The sequence below is a fragment of the Streptomyces sp. NBC_01317 genome, assembly GCF_035961655.1.
Taxonomy (GTDB): Bacteria; Actinomycetota; Actinomycetes; order Streptomycetales; family Streptomycetaceae; genus Streptomyces.
The window spans coordinates 3,583,610-3,606,282 of sequence record NZ_CP108393.1 but is presented as its reverse complement, the minus strand read 5'-3'; the positions used below and the strand labels follow the sequence as shown (position 1 = coordinate 3,606,282).

At 70.3% G+C, this 22,673-nt stretch carries 20 protein-coding genes and 1 pseudogene; 5 read left to right on the top strand and 16 right to left on the bottom strand.

The window, feature by feature from the left end; translation table 11 throughout:
* Positions 1 to 138 precede the first annotated feature (138 nt).
* From OG349_RS15290 to OG349_RS15280, 3 genes are all read left to right on the top strand, one after another.
* Positions 139 to 426 (top strand): hypothetical protein, encoded by a 288-nt coding sequence (locus OG349_RS15290; protein ID WP_327235131.1) that lies wholly within the window; start codon positions 139 to 141, stop codon positions 424 to 426.
* Positions 427 to 467: 41 nt separating this feature from the next.
* Positions 468 to 905 (top strand): glycine-rich domain-containing protein, encoded by a 438-nt coding sequence (locus tag OG349_RS15285; protein WP_327235130.1) that lies wholly within the window; start codon positions 468 to 470, stop codon positions 903 to 905.
* An 85-nt stretch (positions 906 to 990) separates the two neighbouring features.
* Entirely contained in the window at positions 991 to 1,794 is an 804-nt protein-coding gene (locus OG349_RS15280; RefSeq protein ID WP_327235129.1) for a phosphotransferase, read from the top strand.
* A 118-nt stretch (positions 1,795 to 1,912) separates the two neighbouring features.
* On the opposite strand, the gene OG349_RS15275 is transcribed toward OG349_RS15280, so the two are convergent.
* The 13 genes and pseudogenes from OG349_RS15275 to argS form a co-directional block, all read right to left on the bottom strand.
* On the bottom strand, positions 1,913 to 2,707 hold the full coding sequence (locus OG349_RS15275) for an ABC transporter permease (RefSeq protein ID WP_327235128.1): 795 nt from the start codon (positions 2,705 to 2,707) through the stop codon (positions 1,913 to 1,915).
* Positions 2,704 to 3,711: an ATP-binding cassette domain-containing protein gene (locus OG349_RS15270; protein ID WP_327235127.1), complete on the bottom strand. Its 1,008-nt coding sequence runs from the start codon at positions 3,709 to 3,711 to the stop codon at positions 2,704 to 2,706. Before OG349_RS15270 ends, OG349_RS15275 begins: the two co-directional genes overlap by 4 nt.
* 83 nt (positions 3,712 to 3,794) lie before the next feature.
* Entirely contained in the window at positions 3,795 to 4,640 is an 846-nt protein-coding gene (locus OG349_RS15265; protein ID WP_327235126.1) for a DUF4097 family beta strand repeat-containing protein, read from the bottom strand.
* Between the two features lie 97 nt (positions 4,641 to 4,737).
* The gene (locus OG349_RS15260; RefSeq protein ID WP_327235125.1) at positions 4,738 to 5,256 is read right to left on the bottom strand and encodes a hypothetical protein; all 519 of its coding nucleotides are present in this window, start codon (positions 5,254 to 5,256) and stop codon (positions 4,738 to 4,740) included.
* Between the two features lie 177 nt (positions 5,257 to 5,433).
* Entirely contained in the window at positions 5,434 to 6,009 is a 576-nt protein-coding gene (locus OG349_RS15255) for a hypothetical protein (RefSeq protein ID WP_327235124.1), read from the bottom strand.
* 72 nt (positions 6,010 to 6,081) lie between these two features.
* Positions 6,082 to 7,197 (bottom strand): patatin-like phospholipase family protein, encoded by a 1,116-nt coding sequence (locus OG349_RS15250; RefSeq protein WP_327235123.1) that lies wholly within the window; start codon positions 7,195 to 7,197, stop codon positions 6,082 to 6,084.
* On the bottom strand, positions 7,194 to 8,249 hold the full coding sequence (locus OG349_RS15245; protein ID WP_327235122.1) for a hypothetical protein: 1,056 nt from the start codon (positions 8,247 to 8,249) through the stop codon (positions 7,194 to 7,196). Before OG349_RS15245 ends, OG349_RS15250 begins: the two co-directional genes overlap by 4 nt.
* Positions 8,246 to 9,103 carry a hypothetical protein gene (locus OG349_RS15240; protein WP_327235121.1) on the bottom strand — a complete coding sequence of 286 codons (858 nt, stop codon included), beginning with the start codon at positions 9,101 to 9,103 and terminating at the stop codon, positions 8,246 to 8,248. Before OG349_RS15240 ends, OG349_RS15245 begins: the two co-directional genes overlap by 4 nt.
* A gap of 3 nt (positions 9,104 to 9,106) precedes the next feature.
* Positions 9,107 to 10,855 (bottom strand): Hsp70 family protein, encoded by a 1,749-nt coding sequence (locus OG349_RS15235; protein WP_327235120.1) that lies wholly within the window; start codon positions 10,853 to 10,855, stop codon positions 9,107 to 9,109.
* A gap of 331 nt (positions 10,856 to 11,186) precedes the next feature.
* Positions 11,187 to 11,978: an alpha/beta fold hydrolase gene (locus OG349_RS15230; RefSeq protein ID WP_327235119.1), complete on the bottom strand. Its 792-nt coding sequence runs from the start codon at positions 11,976 to 11,978 to the stop codon at positions 11,187 to 11,189.
* 263 nt (positions 11,979 to 12,241) lie between these two features.
* The gene (locus tag OG349_RS15225) at positions 12,242 to 13,174 is read right to left on the bottom strand and encodes a hypothetical protein (protein ID WP_327235118.1); all 933 of its coding nucleotides are present in this window, start codon (positions 13,172 to 13,174) and stop codon (positions 12,242 to 12,244) included.
* Positions 13,175 to 13,499: 325 nt separating this feature from the next.
* Positions 13,500 to 13,722 (bottom strand): annotated as a pseudogene (locus OG349_RS15220) (serine/threonine protein kinase); the annotation flags it as partial.
* Positions 13,723 to 13,753: 31 nt separating this feature from the next.
* On the bottom strand, positions 13,754 to 15,517 hold the full coding sequence (gene argS / locus OG349_RS15215; protein WP_327235117.1) for an arginine--tRNA ligase: 1,764 nt from the start codon (positions 15,515 to 15,517) through the stop codon (positions 13,754 to 13,756).
* Positions 15,518 to 15,653: 136 nt separating this feature from the next.
* Here argS and lysS point away from each other — a divergent pair, with 136 nt between their 5' ends.
* Positions 15,654 to 17,411: a lysine--tRNA ligase gene (gene lysS, locus OG349_RS15210; RefSeq protein ID WP_327235116.1), complete on the top strand. Its 1,758-nt coding sequence runs from the start codon at positions 15,654 to 15,656 to the stop codon at positions 17,409 to 17,411.
* A 69-nt stretch (positions 17,412 to 17,480) separates the two neighbouring features.
* Here the strand turns inward: lysS and OG349_RS15205 are convergent, their stop codons facing one another.
* From OG349_RS15205 to OG349_RS15195, 3 genes are all read right to left on the bottom strand, one after another.
* Positions 17,481 to 19,049 carry a DUF2637 domain-containing protein gene (locus OG349_RS15205; RefSeq protein WP_327235115.1) on the bottom strand — a complete coding sequence of 523 codons (1,569 nt, stop codon included), beginning with the start codon at positions 19,047 to 19,049 and terminating at the stop codon, positions 17,481 to 17,483.
* A 268-nt stretch (positions 19,050 to 19,317) separates the two neighbouring features.
* A complete protein-coding gene (locus OG349_RS15200; protein ID WP_327235114.1) occupies positions 19,318 to 20,091 on the bottom strand; it encodes a DUF3558 domain-containing protein in 774 nt (257 codons plus the stop codon).
* Between the two features lie 179 nt (positions 20,092 to 20,270).
* The gene (locus tag OG349_RS15195) at positions 20,271 to 21,161 is read right to left on the bottom strand and encodes a DUF3558 domain-containing protein (RefSeq protein ID WP_327235113.1); all 891 of its coding nucleotides are present in this window, start codon (positions 21,159 to 21,161) and stop codon (positions 20,271 to 20,273) included.
* 302 nt (positions 21,162 to 21,463) lie between these two features.
* On the opposite strand from OG349_RS15195, the gene OG349_RS15190 reads away from it, so the two are divergent.
* The gene (locus tag OG349_RS15190; RefSeq protein ID WP_327238582.1) at positions 21,464 to 22,657 is read left to right on the top strand and encodes an RtcB family protein; all 1,194 of its coding nucleotides are present in this window, start codon (positions 21,464 to 21,466) and stop codon (positions 22,655 to 22,657) included.
* Positions 22,658 to 22,673 lie beyond the last annotated feature (16 nt).

The window sequence follows — 22,673 nt, the reverse complement described above, 5'->3', positions numbered from 1 at the left end:
AACTTTTGGGGCATGACAGGACGACCAACACCTCATGTTCCTTCACAGGGCGGCGAGTTAGGGACGGCCGGACCCTTCTGCCCGCGACTGGGCGACCTCGCCCGCGATACCGCCAAGGAGGGAAGAATCGGCGTCGTCGTGACGCTGCCCGGAGTGGGCGCCGGCACGCACCACTTGCGCCCGCCGGGCGGCGGCGACGAGTGGTCGGCGCCCGCCGACGGAACAACCCTCCGCCCCGTCCCGGCACTGGCCACGGACGTGAGCCCGATTCAGCGCGATGCCGTCCACGACCGCCGGGCCGAGCAGGGCGCGCTGATCTCCCCGTTGGGACCCCCCGACGAACCCGGGCGGGCGGGCCATGCTTCGGCCGACGCCGTCCCCAGTCGCGCCGCCGGGGCGCCAAGCAGCAGGTTCAAGGGCCAGTGACCCAGGAGGGAACGATCGTGACCGTAACCGAGGAACGTCCCGTGACCGACGCAAGGAACTTGATCAGCGCCGAGCTGCGCGCGACGCTCGTGTCCAACATGCGGGCCAAGTTCCCCGAACTGGCCGACGGCACGGCTGACCGGGGCATCGGCCAGATGCTCGCCTTCCTCGCGGCCGGTGCGCACAGCGACGCCCCGCTCAGCCCGTCCCCACTCGTTGACGACTTCTGGCACGCCTTCCTGCTGCACACGCGGGCATACCAGGATTTCTGCACGGGGACGATCGGCACGTTCGTCCACCACCAACCCGGTTTCCTCGACAAGGAGAAGCACGGCGGCGGCAAGGCTCTGCGCGCCCGGACGGTCGAAGCGATCGTCGCGGCCGGGTTTCTGATCGACATGGAGTTCTGGCCCGAGCTGGATCTCGCGGACTGCTCGCAGTGCCACGCCAACTGCCACAACAGCCCGAAGCACGCGTGACGTATCGCCTGCGGCCGGTCCTCGGTGTGTGCCACTCTGTGGCCGAGCCGGGGACCGGCTCCCGTTATGCACGAGGAGTGAGCGGGTGGACCGCACCGCATGGCTTGAACTCCCGGCCGAAGCCCGTAGCGCCGTCGAGACCCACACCGGCTCCGTCGAGCACGCCAGGACCGCGGAGACCGGTGTCATGTCCCGCCTCGCCTGCACTCTCCACACAGCTGCTGGGCCCGTGTTTGTCAAAGGCACCCGCAGCGACGAGCCGGCCTCGTGGATGTACGACTACGAGACACGGGTGACCCGAGTGGCTCCGCTCGCGCCCCGCGTGCTCTGGCAGGTGGACGCCGGCGGCTGGCTGCTCACGGGGTACGAACACCTCATCGGCGCGCACCCGAACCTCGCCCCGGATTCGCCCGACCTCGGACCGTTCCTCGACGCGCTCACCACCATGTCCGAGTCGCGCTGGCCCGAGCAGGTCCGCAAGAAACCCCTGTGTGTTCGCTGGGCAGGTTTCTACCCCGCCGACCGTTCCCCCGACCTCGAAGGCCGGACGCTCGTCCACTCGGACGTGTCACCGCTCAACATGCTGACCGGAGAGGATGGCATCCGCGTACTCGACTGGGCCCTTGCCTGCCCCGGTCCTGCATGGGCCGACACGGGATTCGCCGTTCCAAGGTTCATTCATGCCGGCCACACGGTCGAGGAAGCCGAAGTCCTGGCCCGATCGGTGTCCGCCTACCGGACCGCCGATCCCTCGGCCGTCACCACGTTCGCGCACGCCTTGTGCGCTGTGTGGGAGAGCCGCGATCGATCGGACCCCGCTCCGCACCGCGCACCCTTGATCGCCGCAGCTCGGGCGTGGGCCGGGCAGCGGGTGATCGCCACGACGTGAGACGGCCCCGCCGGGGACGGCGGGCGCGGCAGTATGGCCGAGGGTACGACGGCGGGGCGGCGCACGCCGACGGGGGTCGGGGTGCGCCGCCCCTTCGGGCGTGGGGCGGGGGGTGTCGTTACTTCGGGTCGCGGTTGAAGAGGGACGTGGACCAGAAGTAGCCGAGGGCGGCCAGGGCCAGGCACCAGGTCACCGCCAGCCAGCCGTTGTGGCCGATCTCGGTGCCCAGGAGCAGGCCGCGCAGGGTCTCGATGGCCGGGGTGAAGGGCTGGTACTCGGCGATCGGGCGGAACCAGCCCGGCATCGCGTCGAGCGGTACGAAGGCGCTGGAGAGCAGCGGCAGGACCATCAGCGGCATGGCGTTGTTGCTGGCCGCCTCCGCGGTGGGGCTGGACAGGCCCATCCCGACCGCGATCCAGGTCAGCGCCAGGGAGACGAGGGCCAGCAGTCCCACCGCCAGGAGCCACTCCACGGCGGTGGCGTCCGTGGACCGGAAGCCGATCGCCACCGCGACGGCCCCGACGCAGACCACACTCAGCACGCACTGGATCACACTGCCGACGACGTGCCCGACGAGGACCGAAGCGCGGTGGATCGCCATCGTACGGAAGCGGGCGATGATGCCCTCCGTCATGTCCATGGAGACGGACACCGCGCTGCCGATCGTGGTGCCGCCGATGGTCAGCAGCAGGATGCCCGGGACGAGATAGGCGAGGTACGCGGACCGGTCCCCGCCGCCCCCGATGCCGGCGCTCATCACGTCACCGAAGATGTAGACGAAGAGCAGCAGGAGCACGACCGGGGTGAGCAGCAGGTTCAGCGTCATGGACGGGTAGCGGCGCACGTGCAGGAGGTTGCGGCGCAGCATCGTGTTCGAGTCGCGGACGGCGAGGGTGAGGGTGTGGGCACTCATCGGGCACTCTCCTGGGTGTGGCTCGGCCGGGTGGGGGCGGTCAGGGCGAAGAACACGTCGTCCAGGTCGGGTGTCTGTACGGTCAGCTCGTCCGCCTCGATGCCGGCCCCGTCCAGCCGGTCGAGGACGGAGCGCAGCGCGCGCTGGCTGCCGTCGCTGGGGATCTGCAACGCCAGCGCCTCGTCGTCCTGGGTGACGCCGCCGCCCAGCGCGGCGGCGGCGCCGCGGTAGGCGGCCGGGTCGGAGAAGCGGAGTCGTACGTGTCCGCCGGGGACGAGTCGCTTCAGCTCGTCGGCGCTTCCCTCTGCGGCGATCCTGCCGTCGTTCAGCACGGCGATACGGTCGGCGAGTTCGTCGGCCTCTTCCAGGTACTGGGTGGTGAGGAAGACGGTGACGCCGCCCGTGACCAGCTCGCGGATGATGCCCCACATGGTGTGGCGGCTGCGCGGGTCGAGGCCGGTGGTCGGTTCGTCCAGGAAGATGATCCGCGGATCGCCGACGAGCGTCATGGCGATGTCGAGGCGGCGCTTCATGCCGCCGGAGTAGGCCGAGGCGGGCTTCTTCGCCGCCTCGGTGAGGTCGAACCGGTCGAGGAGTTCGGCGGTGACCCGCCGCCCCTCGCGCTTGGACAGGTGGTGCAGGTCCGCCATGAGGAGCATGTTCTCCTCGCCGGTGATCAGCCCGTCGACGGCGGAGAACTGCCCGGTGACGCCGATCGCGGCGCGCACCTGGTGCGGTGAGGTGGCGATGTCGTGGCCCGCGACCTGGGCCTGGCCGTCGTCGGCGGCGATGAGCGTGGACAGGATCTTCACGGCGGTGGTCTTGCCGGCGCCGTTCGGCCCGAGCAGGGCGAAGACGGACCCGGCAGGGATGCGGAGATCGATGCCGTCGAGGACGGTCTTGTCGCCGTACGACTTGCGCAGGCCGATCGTGGAGATGGCGGTCGGGGACGGGTGGCCGTCACTGTCGCTCATTCTGGGCGTGGGCATGACAGAAGAAGGCATGGGACCCTCCGTGAGAAGGCTTGAGTGGCTGGGGTGGGGTGGGGCGAGCGGGCCGGGCGGGGTCGTGATTCCCGTGTCGGGGGTCAGGCCCTGGCGCGGCGGATGTCGACGTTGCCGTACCGGGTGCGGGCGCGGACCTTGACGGTGTCCTCGCTCTCCTCCGGGGTCTCGGACGGGGTGAGCGTGTTGCGTACCTGGCCCGAGCTGGAGCTGACGTCGAGCCAGGCCGCCGTACCCTCGCGGACGCCGACCTCGATGGCGCCGTAGGAGGTCTCCAACTGGACCGTCCCGCGCACCACTTCGGCGACGCGCAGGGTGCCGTGGGCGGTGGTGGCGGTGACCGAGTCCTCGGCGCGCTCGACGATGATGTCGCCGTTGGAACCGTTCACGCGCAGCTCCCCGGTGGCGGTGCCGACGGTGGTGGTGCCGTGCGAGTTCTTCAGGACGGCGGGGCCGTCGACCGTACCCACGCGCAGGCTGCCGGAGCTGGTCGTGATCTCCGCCAGGCCCTCGACCCGCTCGACGGTGATCGAGCCGTGGGAGGCGGTCAGGTGGAGCGGGCCGGTGGTCTCCAGGCGGACGTCACCGGACGAGGTCTTCACCCGTACGTCACCGAGCCGGCCCTCGCCGAGCACCTGGGCCCAGGCGCCGGTCATGTCGACGTTGGAGTCCGTGGGGAGTTCGACCGTCACGTCGACGGTGCCGGTGCGTCCGAGGGGGTAGCGCTGTTTGGGCGTACGGACGGTCAGCACACCGCTCGTGTACGAGACTTCGGTCTGCTCGGCGGCCCGTACGTCCTGGTCCTTCTTCGGGTCGCGGGGAGCGACGGCCACCACGGTGTCGGCGCGGTCGGCCGCGGCGAACTGGATGGATCCGGCGTCGACGCGGGCGTTGACGGAGATGGGCAGGGGAGTGTCGAAAGAAGGCATGGCTGTCTCGTCCTCTTGGGTCGTGGGTGCGTCCCCGCTGGTGGGACGTGGTGTGGGTGAAGTGAGGTGAAGTGGTGACGTGCCGGTTGGGGTGCGGTCAGCGCACCCAGCCCGTGATGCTCTGTCCGATGGACTGGGTCTTCTGGGTCGTACGGGGCCGGCTGCCGCCGTCGACCGCGGCCGACACGGCCCGTACCAGCCACGCGTTGACCGACAGGCCCTCGCGGTTCGCGGCCTCCTCGGCGCGGGCCTTGAGGGGCGCGGGCAGACGGAGGTTGACGCGGGCGGTGCCGCCCTCGTCGCCGTCGGCGGGCGCGTGCGCCTTGAGCGGCTCGGCGGACGCGGCCGGCTCGGCGGGGGTGCCCCCGTCGGTGAGCGGCCGCGTCACCACGAAGTCGGGGTCGATCCCGCGCAGCCGTACGTCGACCGAGCCGGGGGCGAGTTCGCGGGTGATCTCGTCCGTCGCGGCGGAGAGCACGTTGAGCATGGTCAGCCGGGCCGCCGACTCCAGCGGAGCGGTGAGCCGGTCGGCCAGCTCGCGGGCTTCGTCGCCACCGGCTTCGGCGGCCACCGCGAGTTCGCGGCGGAGGGAGTCGACATACGGGGTGAGGTCCATGACGCCATCATGGCATCAGAATGGCACCATGCGCAAGCCTCGGGGTGGCATTGTGGGGGCAATGGCTTGCGTGACCGGTCTGACCTGCGAAAATGTGATGGCGCCACCTTGGCGAAAGGTGGCGCCATCCGGTGCCAGGTGGCGCCATGCGGTGCCATGCCTGGTGTCAGCCGTGGGTCAGGGGCCGCCCACCGCGCTGAAGTCGAGGTTGCTGACGCTGTGGTGCCAGGCCAGGGCCACAAGGACGAGGAGCACGCCGTACACCGTGGCGGGCGCGGCTGTCCAGACGGAGAGGTGCGGGGCGGCCTTGATCAGCATCAGCACGACGTAGAGCACGTCGATGAGACCGACACCCAGGTATGCGATGAGGGTCGCGGAGCGCTGCCAGCGGGCGGCAGTGTGCGGGTTGGAGGCCCGTTCGCTGGCGGTGACGCCGAGGACGGCACGGTCCAGGCGGGGACCGTTCGGGGGTTCCACCGCGTCCAGGAGCGCCTTCTCCAGGGTGAGGATGGAGCGGGCCCGGACGCCGGCCAGGTTGACCATCTGGGCCTGGAAGGCCAGGACGCAGATCAGGGGGAACGGCAGCAGACTGATGGCCCAGCCCAGCAGGTCGAGTTTGTCGTAGAAGGCGATCGTGCCCACGAGGTACGTGACGGCGGCACCCATGGTGGCGAGGCTGACGGTGAGGGTGCTGGACCGGTCGGCACGGTCGGACTGGTAGATGGCGGTGAGCACGTCCAGGCGGTCGGACAACTACGCCCCCTCGGCGATCGGTGGTTCCTCGTTGCTCGGTGATTCGCTCGGTGATTCGTCGGCCCGCGCTCTTCACGGCGCGGGTGATTCGCCCTTGAGCCGCCGCAGGGCCGACAGCATCGCGGACTCGGCTTCATCGAGGGCGCCCCGGCGTCCCAGGAGCTTCTCGATCTCGTCGAAGCGCCGGGTCGCGTCGCGGTAGCCGAGGACGCGCAGGGCGGCCATACGGTCGGGCGAGAAGTTCATCAAGCCGGTCATCGGCCCGAGCGGGCCCGGGGGTACGACCGGAAGGCTCGGCCGGATGTCGACGCGGACGAGACCGGTGGCGGCGCCCGGCGCCACCCGGGCATCGGGGTGCAGGTGCAGGACGACGAGGACGTCGCAGTGCTCCGCCGAGGCGAACGCGCGTACCGGCGTACGGTCACCGCGGCCCAGCCCGCCGTCCAGGTACGCGCATCCGTCGATCACCCGGGTCGGGAAGACGAACGGGAGCGCGGCGCTGGCCAGGACGGCGTCGCGGACCTGCGGCGCCTCCAGGTCGTTGAGCCGGATGATGGTGGCCCGCGCACCGCCCATCCAGCGGCCGACCTCCCTCAGGTACCGCACCCGTTCCGGCACGGCACGGTGGGTCGTCAGCGGATAGGCGGTGACCCACACGGGCAGCCCGGCACGGATGCGGTCGGCGTCCACCGCCTCGTCGATCAGTTCTTCCAGCAGGCCGGTCCGCTGCTTGAGAGCCCGCAGGCGCGGCCCCAGCCGCCGTATCTGCTGTGACGTGCTCTCCATGGCGACACCGGCCTCGTCCAGCGGCAGCCCCCGGGCCTCGGACGGCGGGACTCCCATACGGACGGAGAAGCGTTCCCAGAAAGCGGCCAGTTGCTGGACGCCGTGGAAGAAGGTCTCTCCGCTGGCCAGTACGGCGCCGTTGAGGGCGCCGATGCTGGTGCCGGCGATCGCGGACACGCGGAAGCCCCGCTCGGCCATGTAGTCCAGGACTCCGAGCTCGTAGGCGCCCTTGGCCCCGCCGCCCGCCAGCACCAGCCCGATGCGTACGGAGGAGTGCGGGGGGCGGGGCGCCCGGGACCGGCCGGCCGGGGCGGGGGACGGCTCCTGGCGCGCGGGCCCCGGACGCAGGGCCACCTCCAGGGCCTTTCGGCGAAGGTCGACGAAGTCCGCCGAGCCGGTCATGAGGCCCTCCCCGTGCCCGTCCCTGCCCCTGCTGTCCCTGCCCCTGCTGTCCCCGTCCCTGTCCCCTTCTCCTGGAGCCGGGAGCGGCGCGCGGCCGCCTCCGCGAACTGCTCCCCGACCAGTTGCCGCAGCAACTCCTCGGCGGTCAGGCTCGCGGCGACGTAACGGGTGCCGTTGCGGACCGCGCCGCGCAGCGCCTTGGTCGCCGCGGCGTCGGGGTCCGTGCCCCGGACCGTGGTCGCCGCCGCCGTGCTGAGCGCGGTGCTCAACGGACCGCGCGCACGGGTCAGTTCCTCCCGAAGCCCCGCCCCCAGCAGTTCCGCGAGCATGGTCCTGTGATCGTCGCCCGGGAGATGGCGGGTGGCTTCGGCGAGCAGGCCGGCCACGGATCTGACGCCGTCGTACCACGGTGTCGGCGGGTCCTGGAGCATGCGCTCGACCAGCTCCTGCTCGACGTGGGCGTCGCGTGCGGTGTCCGAGAACTCCCCGGCGGGGCCGGCCGCGACCTCCCGGGCCAGCAGTACGGCCCCGAAGAGGCGGCCCAGCCCCGGATCGGGGCGGGGGTGGCGCCAGCGGCGTACCGCGTCGTCGATGGCGAGCCTGCTCTCGACCTTGCGCAGCCGCTCGTCGTGCCCGGCCAGGCCGCGCCCGGTCTGTTCGGCGAGTTCCGCCAGGACGAGGGCGAGTTCGCGGATGCTGCCCTCGGCCCACCGCACGCGGCCGTCGAGCCCCTTCACGTCCTCGCGCACCCGGGCCACCTCGTCGGAGACCTCGGCGACGACCAGGTCGGTGACGGCGAGCCGGGTGGTGAGGCCGGACAGCCAGGCCAGGGTGTCGCGTTGAGCGCCGACCAGGGCGCCGGTGACGGCGAGGTCCTGTCTGCGCCGGCGCCCGGTGACCTGGCCCAGCAGTCTGGCGAAGAACCCCTCGCGCACCGTGGCCCGTACGAGGTCGTCCGCGGTGTGCAGGTCGTTGAGCAGTTCGAGGAGGAGCCGGTCGTCCACCAGGGGGACGCCCAGGGCGACTTCGCGCGGGTTCAGCGGCCGGTTCACCGGTGGACCGCCGGGGTGAGGAACACGACGGGCCGGCTCAGGCTCCGCGGCCGGTCGCCTCCCACGACGTACGCGGGAGCGATCAGGAACTCCGGGCGCGCGTCGTCGGCCTGCTGTTCCCACGGCTGGTAGCCGTCCGCCGGCAGGGCCGTCACGTCGGTGCCGAAGTCGAGTGCGGCAGGGAGAGCGAGGCCCGCCACGCCCTCGCGCAGTTCCCACGCCCGCTGGAACACGGCGGGGAACTGGCCCCGGAAACCCGGCACTTCGGTGGCCAGACCGAGTTCGCGCAGTTGGGCGGCGATCTCCTCCTGGGTGCTGGACATCGGCCGGTCGAGCGGGTGGAAGAGGAGCACGACAAGGTACGCGACGGCCCGGGCGCGGCGCCGCGCCAGCTCCGTGCGCCCTTCGTCTCCTTCCTTGGGGCACAGCAGCCGCCCCAGGTCCCGGAGGGACTGCGTCACCAGCGTCCGGTACGTCTCGGCGAGCGGGAGGTGATCACGATGGAGGTCGGAGGTGGCGCGGCCTGTGTCGATCGCGTCGCGTACCCCTTGGTCGCGCAGGGCGTTCAACAGCAACTCGACGTTGCGGGCCATGGTGTCGACCCGCTCGCCGAGACCTTCCAGGGCGCTGAGTACGGCGTTCGTTGCCCGGTCCGTCCGGGCGGTGAGGATCTCGGTCTGCCGGTTGATGTCCAGGGTGAACTGCTCGCGTAACTGCGTGTACAAGGCGGCGGTGTCGCCTTCGTGCTGGTTCGTCTTGTCCCCTCCGCGCTTGGACGACATGGAGGCCGGTTGCCGCACGGGCTCGTAGTGCTCATCGAATTCACCGCCGTAGCCGTAAGTGGCCTGGTCCATGAATCAATTACCCGCCTTTCCGTGTCGTCCGTACAACTCCGTGAAAGTGATCGTGGCGTTGCGGCGCGCGCCACTGACCCGGTCTCGGGTCTCCACGGCGATCTCCGAGCCGCCGAAGGCGAAGTAGATGTCGAGCCTGTGCTCGGACGACCGCAGGTTCTCGGAGCCGGACACGTCTGCGGAGACTGTCCCCACCAATTCGACGCCCGCTTCGTCGTCGTACTGCGGATCGTCGCTGAAGGTCGCGAACAAAGGGATGCCCACCGTGCCGGCGCCGGCGACGACTCCCGGAATCCCGATGCTCCTGGCGACGACCCGGTCGACGGGGACCGGTGCGCCGCGCCGCACCATGATGCTGAATCGGTTGTTGCACATCACGTCCCCTTCGCTGTCGGTGAAGCTCCTGACCTCCGGGTCCACCCCCTCACGGAAGGGCATGGAGCAGCCGTATCCGTACGTGTACTTGGAGCGGCGTTCCCAGATGACGGAGGGGTCGTAGGCGAAGTGCACGGCCCCGCCGAGGACGGCGACCGCGGGATCCTGCGGGATCAGGACCTCGACCTCGCCGCCGAACCGCTGGGCGATCCGGTCCCGCAGATAGGTGGAGCGGGCGAATCCGCCGACGACGAGGATCTGGTCCACCCCGTTGCCGGTGCCGTGGTCGATCACGCTCCGGCGCTGCCGCTCGATCGTCTCCAGGACGCGGCCGACCACCGACTCGTGAAGGTCGGTGACCTCCTCCGGGGTCAGGACGAGGTGGTACGGATCGTCGAACGCCTCCTCGGTCAGCCGCTCCCTGGTCGACTCGGCGAGCGCCTCCCAGAGACGGCCGGGCACTTCGATGTCACAGGAGCCGGTGAAGACCGGCGTACCGTCGGGGGTCGTCTCGGAGTGCAGGCCGGTCTTCTGTTCCTCCCAGCGGTCCTCCAGCAGGGCGATCTCCCGGGAATGGGAGACCGTCAGTGCCTTCAACTGCTCGACGCCGAAACGGTCGGCGAGCACCCGCTCGACAAAGTGCTGGTTGATGTAGGCCGATCCGAGCGGGCCGCCGTCGGGGATGCCGACCTCGGCCAGCCGGTTGGTTTCGAGGCCGTCCGTGCGGATCTGGTAGCTGGTGATGTCGACGGTGCCGCCGCCGCAGTCGACCACCATGAAGCGGCTGCCGGCTGTCTCGACGTCGAGCCGGCCTTCCGGCCGCGTCGGCCCGAGCAGGGTGCCGGGGGTGAGCGCGCAGTAAATGGCCGCCGCCTCCGGCTCGCTGACGAGCAGCAGCCTTTCCTCCGAGGAGGGCATGCTGGCCTCGGCAGCGGCGTCGCGCATCGCCTGTTTCTCGGCGTCCCTCCAGATCGCGGGTACGGTGACGCACCAGCGGATGTCGTCCTCCGTGAATCCGATACCGCGGAAGCTCGTCGCGTCGATCTCTTCGAGGGCTGTCCGGTAGAGCTTCCCGAGACAGTCCGAGATCAACTTCTTCACCGTCCGCCGGTCGGGACGGGAGAGGCTGCCGTGGAAGCGCGTCACGTCGGTCTGCGGGGCGTCGGACCGTAACGCCATCTTGAACCTGGTGGCGTATCCGAGACGGTCCGGATTTCCCCGGGCGTCTGCGGCTTGCCAGCGTTTGCGGGCCTTGAAACCGAACTCCACTGCGGTTCCGTCCCGATCCACCAGGACGGCCGTCAGGTCCTTCGGATAGGAGCTGCTGCCGCCCCGGGTCACGAAGTCCTGGTAGACGATCAAGCGATTGTTGGTCATGTTCTGTAAATTCGACACGGTTGCCCAGGCAAATCCGGAGCCGTGTGTTCCGAAATCGATGGCCACGACTATCTTGGGCACGAAAACGCCGTCGGACGGTGAACGGTTCATCCCAGCCCCCCTCTTGGACCGGACGAGGGCAGGGCAAAAAGAGATTCGCGCTCTCAGGCCCCACCCTCATACGCGCGAACCAGCCTACCGAGCGGCTGATTCAATGCGTTGTTCTTTCCCACAGGTCCGTTGTGAAAACACGTAAAAATGTTGGTCAGGGAGAGAGGTTCCGAAGATCGTATCGGGGGGAATTCTGCGCCGGTTGTGGGCGTGGCGCGCGCTATTCGGTGAGTGCCGCCGCCGAGACCGCCGCCGGGGCGTCCCGCTGGATGGAGTGGCCGGCGCCCTCTACGACGGACCAGTGGAAGTCCGCCTTCGTCTCCTCGATGCGGCGTCCTTCCTCCGCTGTGAAGGACGGGTCGTGGTGGGGGTCCGCGGCGAGTACGGTCACCGGGCAGGTGGAGCGCGCGAGGGCCGTTTCGTATGACCAGGGGATGTTCTGCCGGAGGACGCTCTCGACGACGTACGGGCTGGTGCGCGCCGCGGCCTGCACCTTGAGGGAGACATCCTCGGGGTGCCAGAGCGGGTGGTCGCGGAGCAGTGTGTCCGGCTCGGCACGGAGTTCGTCGGTCAGCGCGTGTACGAGGTCGTCCGCGCCGCCCGCGATGGTGATCACGGGGTCGATCAGCAGGAGGCGCGCCGCCCACCCGGGGGCGGTGTCGACGGCGGCGGTGGCGATCAGGCCGCCGAGGGAGTGGCCGACGACGAGGTCCCAGGGGCGGGGGACGGTGGTGTGCTCCGGGCTGCCGGTGTGCTCCGGAGTCAGGGCCAGGACGTCGGCGGCGAACCCGGCTATGTCGTAGCGGCGGGTGCGGGGCGCCAGGCCGTGGCCGCGCAGGTCGGGGGCGGTGACGGCCCAGCCCGCCGCCGCCAGGTCGTCCGCCAGTTGCCACCAGCACGCCCCCGCCGAGGTCAGGCCGTGGAGCAGCAGGGCGTGGCGGGAGGCGTCGGGCGGGCCCCAGCGCAGAAGGGGCAGGGTCACGGCGACCGGCGAGGCGGCAAGGCTGTCCATCTCGTCATACAACCACGCCCCCGATCCGGTCTGATCAACGCCTGGTGGACTCTGTGGGTCGCCACCTTCCTCTACGGGACTGGCGTCGCGGATGTACGGCAGGGCGGAGGAAGGACCGACATCCGTCCGGCGCCGCCTGGGCGCTCGCGACGGGGACCGTCAAGGCGAGGAGAGTGACCGCTCCGGCGGCGTACATGCTCAGCTTGTTCATTGGTCCTTCTGTACCTTTCGTGAGGGCCGACATCACGGAGTGACGCGTGACATCAGCCGTTTCGTGTGAGGGTCCGGGCGCGGCTCAGCGCCCCGTACTCCAGCGCTTTCCTGTCCCTGACCTCGGTGGGGTACCGGGCGTCGGTGTCCTCGCGACGGGCGCTCTCCAGCGCCCGCGCCGTTTCCGCCAGGCGCGAGGAGAGGGCACAACGGGCCTCCGCCGTCGCGGTTTCGGTCTCGGTACGGCCGTTGCCGTCCGGCCCGCGCAGGAAGGTCCGCCGTGCCTCGGCGGGGGAGGAGTAACGGTGTCCCTCCGCCCGCATGCACACCGACCAGCGGTCGACGGCCTTGGTGTAGACCGGGTCCGCCTCCACCGCCGTGTGTACGGCGATGACCAGCGCCTCCGTCACCTTGCGTGCGCGGTACCAGGCGCGCAGGTCGGTGTAGAGGGACTTCTGCGCCTCGGACTCGCATCCCTCGTCGCTGTGCCGGACCGTTGCCATGCCCGGCACGTCCGCTTCGAGGCCTTCCGGCTTCGCCCCGTTCGACGTCCGGACCGCCGCGGACTTCCGTTCCGCCGAAAGGCCTCTGAAATAGCGCTGGTTGGGGTTCTCCGCGGCCAGCGCCGTTCTGCGCTCCTGGAGGTCCCGTCCGTATCCGTGCGCCGCCGCCCAGGCCGGGTCGTCGATCACGTGCGGGAACAACCGCTCGACGGGGTCGGGGAGTTCGGCGGTGACCCAGAAGGAGAATCCCCGCTTCTTCATGCAGTCCCGCGTCAGGATCTTCTCCGCCCGCCGCGGCAACTCCTTCTCGGCGGGGGTGGTTTCACGGGGTGCGGTGGTGGCGCGCCGGGCGCCGGTGGCCGGCGGGGCGGTGGCCGTACCGCCCGGGGGCGTACACGCGGCCAGGAGCGGAGAGGCCAGACCCAGCAGACCCAGCAGGGCGAGGGTCACCGCACCCCTGCCCCGCCCGGTGTGTCCGCTCATGTGCGTCCCCCGCCCATGTCCGTCCCCCGTCCCGAAGCGCCGTGGTGGTGCTTCGAACGGTAGGAGGACAGGGCCGCGTGCGGTCCTGACAGATGTCAGGGTCGGGGGAGCAGGGGGGTCACCTGGTGTACTCCCGCAGGTGGCGCAGGACTTGGTCCACATGAGGCTGGACACGCGGGGGTACGCCGCCGGCGTCCACGATCGCCTTGTCGCTCGTCCGGTAGCCGGCCGCGACGAGGGCGGGCATGTTCTCCGTCAGGCCCTCCGCCGTGAAGCGCTGGCCCAGCCAGCACACGTAGACGGCCATGCTGGGGATCGCGCTCGTACGGCTGAAGTTGGACAGCCGCCAGTAGTCCTCGGCCGCCGTGATCCGCCCGGCCCTGCGGGACACCGGGATCCCGCAGCGGTACGGCGACCGGGTCGCGCGGCGTCCCGCGCCCGAAGTCCGCGCTCTCCCCGGGCCCCAGGTGCAGCAGCCTCGGCCGGGGCGCGGGGTCGTCGGGGCGCGGAGCCGCCAGGTCGGGTAACCCCACGGTCACCGTGGTCACTTCGGCCCCCCAGCCGCTCGGGCGTGCTCCGTCAGAGGCGTTCCGGCGACCGGATCCCCAGCAGCGCCAGACCCTGCTGGAGCGTGCGCGCCGTGAGCTCGCAGAGGAAGAGGCGGTTCTCCACCTGCTCCGGCGTAGGCGCCTTGAGGACCGGGCACTGTTCGAAGAACGTCGCGTAGTGCGAGGCCAGTTGGTAGAGGTACGCGGTCAGCTTGTGCGGCTCGTACGCGGCCGCGACCTCCGCCAGCGTCTCGCCGAACTGGTCGAGGTGCAGCCCCAAGGACCGCTCCGCCGGGGCCAGTTCGAGCTCCGGGTGCGCGACGGGCCGGGCGCCCTCCGCCTTGCGCAGGATGGAGCGGTTCCGGGCGTACGCGTACTGGAGGTAGACGGACGTGTCACCGTTGAGCGACACCATCTGGTCCAGGTCGAACTTGTAGTCCCGTACGGCAGAGGTCGACAGGTCCGCGTACTTCACGGCGCCGATGCCCACGTACCGGCCGTTCCTGAGGATGTCCTCCTCGCTGAGGCCGGCCTTGTCGGCCTTTTCCCGTACGACCGCGGTCGCCCGCTCGACGGCTTCGTCCAGCAGGTCCTCCAGCCGTACGGTCTCGCCCTCACGGGTCTTGAACGGCTTGCCGTCCTTGCCGAGCACCGTGCCGAACGCGAGCTGGACGGCCTTCGTCCCGTCGCCCAGCCAGCCGGCCCGCCGTGCCGTCTCGAAGACCATCTTGAAGTGCAGCGACTGCCGGGCGTCGACCACGTACAGCAGCGTCGTCGCGTCCAGCCGCGTCACCCGGTCGCGGATCGCGGAGAGGTCCGTGGCCGCGTAGCCGTACCCGCCGTTCGACTTCTTCACGATCAGCGGGACCTGATTGCCGTCCGGGCCCAGCACGTCGTCGAAGAACACGCACAGCGCGCCCTCGGAGCGGACCGCGACCCCGGTCTCCTCCAGGATCCGGCAGGTGTCCTCCAGCATGTCGTTGTAGCCCGACTCGCCCACGACGTCGGGGTCGTGGATCTCCATGTCGAGCTTGTCGAAGACCGAGTAGAAGTAGATCTTCGACTCGTCCACGAACTTCTGCCAGAGGGCGAGCGTCTCCTTGTCACCGGCCTGGAGCGCCACCACCCGGTCCCGCGACCGGGCCTTGAACTCCTCGTCGGAGTCGAAGAGCGCGCGCGAGGCCTTGTAGAGCCGGTTCAGGTTCGACATCGCCGTCTCGCCGTCGATGTCACCGCGCTGGTGGTCCAGTTCGTGCGGGTGCTCGGTCAAGTACTGGATGAGCATGCCGAACTGGGTGCCCCAGTCGCCGATGTGGTGGCGCCTGACCACCTTCTCGCCGGTGAACTCCAGGATCTCCACCATGGCCGCGCCGATCACGGCCGACCGGAGGTGGCCGACGTGCATCTCCTTGGCCACGTTCGGCTGCGCGTAGTCGATCACCGTCGTGCCCGGGTGGGCCGCGAAGGGCACCCCGAGCCGGTCGTCGGCGGCCCGTGCGGCCAGCGTCTCGGTGATCGCCCGGTCGGTGAGCGTGATGTTCAGGAAGCCGGGCCCGGAGACCTCGATCTCCTTGATCACGTCATTGGCCGCCAGCGCGGCGACGACCTGGCCCGCCAGCTCCCGCGGATTGCCCTTGAGCTTCTTCGCGAGCGCCAGGATGCCGTTGGCCTGGAAGTCCGCCCGGTCGCTTCGACGCAGCAGCGGATCGGCGGAGCCGGCCTCCGGCAGAGCTGCCGAGAGGGCGTCCGCGATGCGCTGATCGACGGTCGAGGCGAGGGAAGTGACCGGGGCCATGGCGGGGAGCCGTTCCTGTCGGGTACGGGGAGTCGTCCCAAGTATCCCATGGGCCATCAATCGATTTTCGCTCTGTCACCGGGACCTGGGACAATGACGGTCGCCGGTTTTTCTGGGGCGTAGCTGAAAGAAGGACGTGCCGATCGTGGCTCAGAGCACCGAGGCCGACTGGGTCTCCCGTTTCGCGGACGACGTCATCGCCGAGTCGGAGCGGCGTGCGCCTGGGAAACCCGTCGTCGTCGCGTCCGGAATCTCCCCCTCGGGCCCGGTCCACCTGGGCAATCTGCGGGAGGTCATGACCCCGCACCTGGTCGCGGACGAGATCCGCCGCCGGGGGTACGAGGTCAGGCACCTGATCTCCTGGGACGACTACGACCGCTACCGCAAGGTGCCGAACGGCGTCCCGGGCGTCGACGCGTCCTGGGCCGAGCACATCGGCAAGCCCCTGACCTCGGTGCCCGCCCCGGCCGGGTCGGCGTACCCGAACTGGGCCGAGCACTTCAAGGCCGCGCTGATCGGGTCCCTGGGCGAGCTGGGCATCGAGTACGACGGGATCAGCCAGACCGGGCAGTACACGGCCGGGACGTACCGCGAGCAGATCCTGCACGCGATGCGGCACCGCGGTGACATCGACGCGATCCTCGGGCGCTACCGGACGAAGGACAAGGCAGCGGGGGACGCGGCCTCGAAAACCCCCGCCAAGCAGCAGCAGAAGAAGCCCGAGGAGGCCGAGCTGGAGGCCGCCGAGGGCTCCGGCGCGGCGGAGGAGGACGACGGCAGCGGCGGGTCCGCCGGCTACTTCCCGTACAAGCCCTACTGCGGCGGCTGCGGCAAGGACCTGACCACCGTCACCGCCTACGACGACGACACGACCGAGCTGACGTACACCTGCACCGCGTGCGGCTTCTCCGAGACGGTCCTGCTGAGCGAGTTCAACCGCGGCAAGCTCGTCTGGAAGGTCGACTGGCCGATGCGCTGGGCGTACGAAGGTGTGATCTTCGAGCCCTCCGGCGTCGACCACTCCTCGCCCGGCTCGTCCTTCGTCGTCGGCGGCCAGATCGTGCGCGAGATCTTCGACGGCGTCCAGCCGATCGGCCCGATGTACGCCTTCGTGGGCATCTCGGGGATGGCGAAGATGTCGTCCAGCAAGGGCGGGGTGCCGACGCCGGCCGACGCCTTGAAGATCATGGAGGCGCCGCTGCTGCGCTGGCTGTACGCGCGCCGCAGGCCGAACCAGTCCTTCAAGATCGCCTTCGACCAGGAGATCCAGCGGCTGTACGACGAGTGGGACGCGCTGGAGCGGAAGGTCGCCGACGGCTCCGTGCTGCCGGCGGACGCCGCCGCCTACGGACGCGCCACGGGCACGGCGGCCGGTGAGCTGCCGAAGACGCCGAGGCCGCTGCCGTACCGCACCCTCGCCTCCGTCGTGGACATCACGGCGGGCGCCGAGGAGCAGACCGTACGGATCCTCAGCGAGCTGGACCCGGACCGGCCGCTGACCTCGCTGGACGAGGTACGGCCCCGGCTGGACCGGGCGGAGAACTGGATCACCACGCAGGTGCCGGCCGAGGCGCGCACGGTCGTGCGCGACGAGCCGGACAAGGAGCTGCTGGGCGCGCTGGACGAGCAGGCGGCGGAATCGCTGCGGCTGCTGTTGGCCGGCCTGGACAGCCACTGGTCGCTGGACGGGCTGACGACCCTCGTGTACGGCGTGCCGAAGGTCCTCGCGGGGCTGGAGGCGGACGCCAAGCCGACGGCGGAGCTGAAGGTCGCGCAGCGGACGTTCTTCGCGCTGCTGTACCGGCTGCTGGTCGGGCGGGACACCGGGCCCCGGCTGCCCACGCTGCTGCTCGCGGTGGGGGCGGACCGGGTGCGGAGGCTGCTGGGGGCGTGAGGGGGAGTGTGTGAAGGGGGCCCTGTCCGGCTGATTCGCCGGGCAGGGCCCCCTTCACACGTCAACTGGTCAGGCGATGTGCTCCGCGTCCAGCTCTTTCTGGAAGCGGTACGGGAACTCGTTGAGGTACTTCTTCAGCGAACCCTCGTTCAGCGGGCCGCCGTTGCGTCCCTGGATTCCGTACAGGTCCATCAGGTAGACCGCGAACTGCCGGGCGTTGGGCATTTCGTTGTTCTCCCTGACGTACTTCCGGAAGGCGGCGAAGTACGCCTCCTCGCGGTTCATGCCCTCGGGGAGGCTGGGAGCGGGCTGCTGCTCCTCGCGCTGGTCCTGGACCATGGCGTCGGGGAGGTCGTCCGTCGCCGTGTCCTGGACGAACGGGGCGCCGGGGCCCACCGGTTGGCCGGGGACGCCGCCGAGCGGGCGGCTGCGGCCGGGACCTGACGGGATCATCACCTGCGGGGACTCGGGCACGTCCGCGTAGGTCGGGTTGTACGAGCCCTCGTACGCGCCGTCCGGGACCAGCGGGGCGGCGAACCACGGGCTGACCGGGGCGGCCATCTGCTCGGCCTGGTCGATCTGCTCGACCTGACCGACCTGACCGACCTGCTCGACCTGCTCGACCTGGCCGACCTGGGCGGCCACGGTCTCGGGGTGCTCCTGCGGGCCCTGGGGATCGCCCTGCGGGGCTTGCTGCGGCTGCTGGACCGGTCCCTGGGGCTGCTGTGGGGCCTGGGCCCGCGCGTGGGGAAGCTGCGCTTGAGGCTGCTGCTGGAGCTGGTCCTGTAGCTGCGCCGGTGCCTGCGGCTGGACTTGGGGCTGGACCTGAGGCGGAAGCTGCGCCTGGGGCGGCAGTTGGGCCTGCGGTCCGGCCTGCACCACACCCGCCGCCATCTCGCCCTGCCCCTGCGGGAGTTCCGCCGGCCGGGGCGCGGGCGGCAGCAGCATCGGCTCGATGCCGGCCGCCGCCAGCCCCGCCGGGGCGGTGTCCGCGAGCGGCACCCCGTACTTCGCCAGCCGCAGCGGCATCAGCGACTCGATCGGCGCCTTGCGCTTCCAGCCGCGCCCGAAGCGCGCCTGGAGACGTGACTGGTAGATGAGCCGGTCCTGTTCGAGCTTGATGACCTGCTCGTACGAACGCAGCTCCCACAGCTTCATCCGGCGCCACAGCATGAACGTCGGTACGGGGGACAGCAGCCAGCGCGTGAGCCGCACGCCCTCCATGTGCTTGTCGGCCGTGATGTCGGCGATCCGGCCGACGGCGTGCCGCGCGGCCTCGACGGCCACGATGAACAGCAGCGGGATCACCGCGTGCATCCCGACACCCAGCGGGTCGGGCCAGGCCGCCGCGCCGTTGAAGGCGATGGTGGCCGTCGTCAGGATCCAGGCCGCCTGGCGGAGCAGCGGGAAGGGGATACGGATCCACGTCAGGAGCAGGTCGAGCGCGAGCAGGACGCAGATGCCCGCGTCGATGCCGATCGGGAAGACCAGTGAGAACTTCCCGAAGCCCTTCTCCTCGGCGAGTTCGCGCACGGCGGCGTACGACCCCGCGAAACCGATCGCGGCGATGACCACCGCTCCGGCGACCACCACCCCGATGAGTATCCGGTGCGTGCGTGTCAGCTGCATCGCGGCCACCCGCGATCCCCTCCCGAATTCGGCCCCGTGGTTCGACACCCCCGGCGCGTCGATCACACGGACCGCACGGGGACTTCGACCTCTGGCGGGGCACAGCCTGGCACATGTGTGCGGACGGCGTGGCGTGTGGCGTGGAGCCCGGCCGTCCGGTAACGGCAGGGCTCCGTGGAAATGGGGAGATAACGACGCGGAGCGACCGCGAAACGATGTCAAACCGTTTTAGGGCGACGGGATCGGAGGGACAACATCCGTAGGGGGTGGTGTCGTCCTAGGACTTGGCGCTCGCCGACGGGGAGGCCTTCTTCGACGCCGAGCCGCCCGCCGGGGCGTCCGGCGTGTCACCCGACCCGGTGGCGACCTCCGTCACCACACCCTGGGCCGCCGACACGGCGTCCTTCGTCAGATCCGCGCTGCTCGGGGACTTGGCGCCCGCGTAGCCCGCGCCGTTGTACGTGAGGGTGACGACGACGTTCTCCGTACGCGCCACGACCGTCACGTACGCGAAGTCCTCGCCGGTCTTCTTGAGCGTGTACGTGACGACGCTCGCCTGGTCGCCGATGTCGGTCGACGGGGTCGCCTTGACGGACTTGGCGCCTTCCGTGGACGTCGCCGCCGCGACCTCCTTGGTGAACTGCGCGCCCGCGCGCTTCGCGCCTGCGCCGAGCGTCACGTCGGAGTCGTACCGCATGAGGGACACGTCGAGCCAGCGGTACTGCGACCCCTTGACCCCGTTGTCGTCCAGGCCGTTCCAGGAGCAGCTGCTCCGGGTGGAGATGTCGCTCGACTTCCCCGCCGAACCGCCCTTGATCTTCGCCTTCGGCACCAGCGAGTTGACCGTCGCGCGGCTGATCGTGTCGCACGAGTCCGGCAGGCCGGTGTACTTCGCGGGCTCGACCGTGGCGGACGCCTTGGGAGCGGGGGCGCTGGAGGTGTCCGCTTCGCTCTTGTCGTCGGAGCCGGACGAGCAGCCGGCGACGACGAGCATCACCGGGACGGCGGCGCAGGCGAGGAGGCGGGTGAGTCGCGAGGCTGATCGGCGCATGGTTCCTTCAGTGTTCCTTGGGTCGGTCAGGGGCGGTCGGCGGCGGCCGGTGGTGGTCGGTGGCGGTCAGGTGGTCGTACGGTCCGATCGGCCACGGTAACCGCCGCGCCGCGTCCATGGCCCCCGCAACGGGAGGACATCCGTCACCCGCGCGGCCCGCGGACCGGTCGCGGGACCCGCTACTCGTTCATCTGGTCGGCGAGCTTCCGGGCCAGGCCACGTGCCCTTTCCTGGAGTTCCGCGCTGTCGGGGACGTCGGTGGGGTGGGCCGGCTGCTCGGTGTACTGGAGGGTCACGATCACGTTCGATGTGCGGAACACCACGCTCACGGTCCGGTTCTGCGCGGCCGAACCGGACCGGGCGACGGCGTCGTCCAGGAAGGCCGCGTCACCGAGACCGTCCAGGACGCGCGGCTGCAATCCCTCAACAGGCGCGCCAGGCGTGCCGGGTGCGCCGGAAGCCCCCGACGCGCCGGCGGAGGGCGATGTGGTGGCCGAGGGGGACACGGTCTGGGTGGTGGCGCCGGAGGCGGTGGAGGTGTCGTCCGGCGATGTGCCGTCCGTCGAGGTGTCGTCGGGGGACGGGGAGCCGGCGGGGTCGCCGTTGCTGTCGCCGTTGCCGGGGGCGGGCAGCTCCGCCGCCGTCTCCTTGCGCGCGTAGACCTCCTGCGCCCGGTCGTCGTCGCTCACGGCGGGGTCGTACGACACCACACGCTCGACGTCGATGACGAGCTGGTGGGAGGCGTCCGGGGAGTCGGCCTTCCAGCTGCACCCCACGCGGCGGTCCGTGTCGTACGTCACGGCGGCCGTGCCCCGGTAGATCTTCTCCTGCTGCTCCTCGGCCAGGCCGGGCGCGGTGGGCAGCAGCTGCTGGAGCGTGGCGAGCGGGACGGATCCGCAGGGCTCGCGGAGCGTGCGGTACTTGCCCGGCGAGGCGACGGGGGTGGGGCCGCCCGGCTTGGGGTCGGTCGGGGAACCGCCGCCGTCTCCGGCGCCGGTACAGCCGGCGGCCACCGCCACGAGGAGCGCCACCAGGCCGGGTACGTACGCCTTTCGCGCTTTTCGCTGCACGGTCCCGGGCTCCGTTCTGTACGAGGTGCTGCACGAGCTGCCGCACGAGGTGCTGTGAAGGGGGTGCTTGTGGTGGAGCGGGTGCTGGACGGGCGGCCCGTACGGGTCCCCGCCCGGGTCCCCGCACGTGGTCGCGCGCGGGAGGCCGGCGGGAGGCCGTACGAAAACAGTTTGCCGCCGCCTGACGGTCGATGGACACAATGTGTATCGCACGCGCCGCCGTCGATGCTGGTCGGGTGGGTCTTTTGACTGCCGCGGTTCCGGTTTTTGCGCTTTCTGACTTTTCGGGGGATCGAGGAATTATGTCGTACGTAGAGGTACCGGGTGAGAACGTCCCGATCCGCATGTGGACGGACCCGGCGTCGGTCGAGGACATCGCGATGCAGCAGCTGCGCAATGTCGCCACACTGCCGTGGGTGCGGGGCCTGGCCGTGATGCCGGACGTGCACTACGGCAAGGGCGCGACGGTCGGCTCGGTGATCGCGATGCAGGGCGCGGTGTGCCCGGCGGCGGTGGGGGTGGACATCGGCTGCGGCATGTCGGCGGTGAAGACGTCCCTCACGGCGAACGACCTCCCGGGCGACCTCTCCCGCCTGCGCTCCAGGATCGAGCAGGCGATTCCGGTCGGCCGGGGGATGCACGACGAGGCGGTGGACCCGGTCGGGATGGACGGGTTCCCGGCGGCGCGGTGGGACGACTTCTGGGGGCGGTTCGACGGAATCGCGGAAGCGGTCAAGTTCCGTCAGGAACGGGCGACGAAGCAGATGGGGACACTTGGAGGGGGCAACCACTTTTGGGAACTTTGCCTCAATACGGACAACTCGGTCTGGATCATGCTGCACTCGGGTTCCCGCAACATCGGCAATGAACTGGCGGACTATCACATCCAGCAGGCCCACAAGCTGCCGCACAACCAGGGGCTGGTCGATCGAGACCTGGCGGTCTTTGTTGCGGACACACCGCAGATGGCCGCATACCGGAACGACCTCTTCTGGGCGCAGGAGTACGCGAAGTACAACCGGGCGATCATGATGGCGCTCTCGCAGGACGTGATTCGTCGCGAATTCAGGAAGGCGAACGTGGCCTTCGGAGAGGTCATTTCCTGCCACCACAACTATGTGTCCGAAGAGCGCTACGACGGAATGGACCTTTTGGTGACACGGAAGGGTGCGATCCGTGCCGGGAGCGGCGACTTCGGCATCATTCCCGGGTCGATGGGGACCGGCTCGTACATCGTCAAGGGACTCGGAAACAAGGCGTCGTTCAACTCCGCGTCGCACGGGGCGGGCCGGCGAATGAGCCGCAACGCGGCGAAGCGCCGGTTCACGGCACAGGATCTGGAGGACCAGACGCGGGGCGTGGAATGCCGTAAGGATTCGGGCGTCGTGGACGAGATTCCGTCTGCGTACAAGCCGATCGAGCAGGTGATCGAGCAGCAGCGGGACCTGGTCGAGGTCATCGCGAAGTTGAAGCAGGTCATCTGCGTGAAGGGTTGAACGGGTGGGTCGGCTC

Coding starts and splice junctions, on each gene's coding strand:
- OG349_RS15275 (WP_327235128.1), bottom strand. CDS start 2,707: ATGAGTGCCCACACCCTCACCCTCGCCGTCCGCGACTCGAACACGATG.
- OG349_RS15270 (WP_327235127.1), bottom strand. CDS start 3,711: ATGCCTTCTTCTGTCATGCCCACGCCCAGAATGAGCGACAGTGACGGC.
- OG349_RS15265 (WP_327235126.1), bottom strand. CDS start 4,640: ATGCCTTCTTTCGACACTCCCCTGCCCATCTCCGTCAACGCCCGCGTC.
- OG349_RS15260 (WP_327235125.1), bottom strand. CDS start 5,256: ATGGACCTCACCCCGTATGTCGACTCCCTCCGCCGCGAACTCGCGGTG.
- OG349_RS15250 (WP_327235123.1), bottom strand. CDS start 7,197: ATGACCGGCTCGGCGGACTTCGTCGACCTTCGCCGAAAGGCCCTGGAG.
- OG349_RS15240 (WP_327235121.1), bottom strand. CDS start 9,103: ATGGACCAGGCCACTTACGGCTACGGCGGTGAATTCGATGAGCACTAC.
- OG349_RS15235 (WP_327235120.1), bottom strand. CDS start 10,855: ATGACCAACAATCGCTTGATCGTCTACCAGGACTTCGTGACCCGGGGC.
- OG349_RS15230 (WP_327235119.1), bottom strand. CDS start 11,978: ATGGACAGCCTTGCCGCCTCGCCGGTCGCCGTGACCCTGCCCCTTCTG.
- OG349_RS15225 (WP_327235118.1), bottom strand. CDS start 13,174: ATGAGCGGACACACCGGGCGGGGCAGGGGTGCGGTGACCCTCGCCCTG.
- argS (WP_327235117.1), bottom strand. CDS start 15,517: ATGGCCCCGGTCACTTCCCTCGCCTCGACCGTCGATCAGCGCATCGCG.
- OG349_RS15200 (WP_327235114.1), bottom strand. CDS start 20,091: ATGCGCCGATCAGCCTCGCGACTCACCCGCCTCCTCGCCTGCGCCGCC.
- OG349_RS15190 (WP_327238582.1), top strand. CDS start 21,464: ATGTCGTACGTAGAGGTACCGGGTGAGAACGTCCCGATCCGCATGTGG.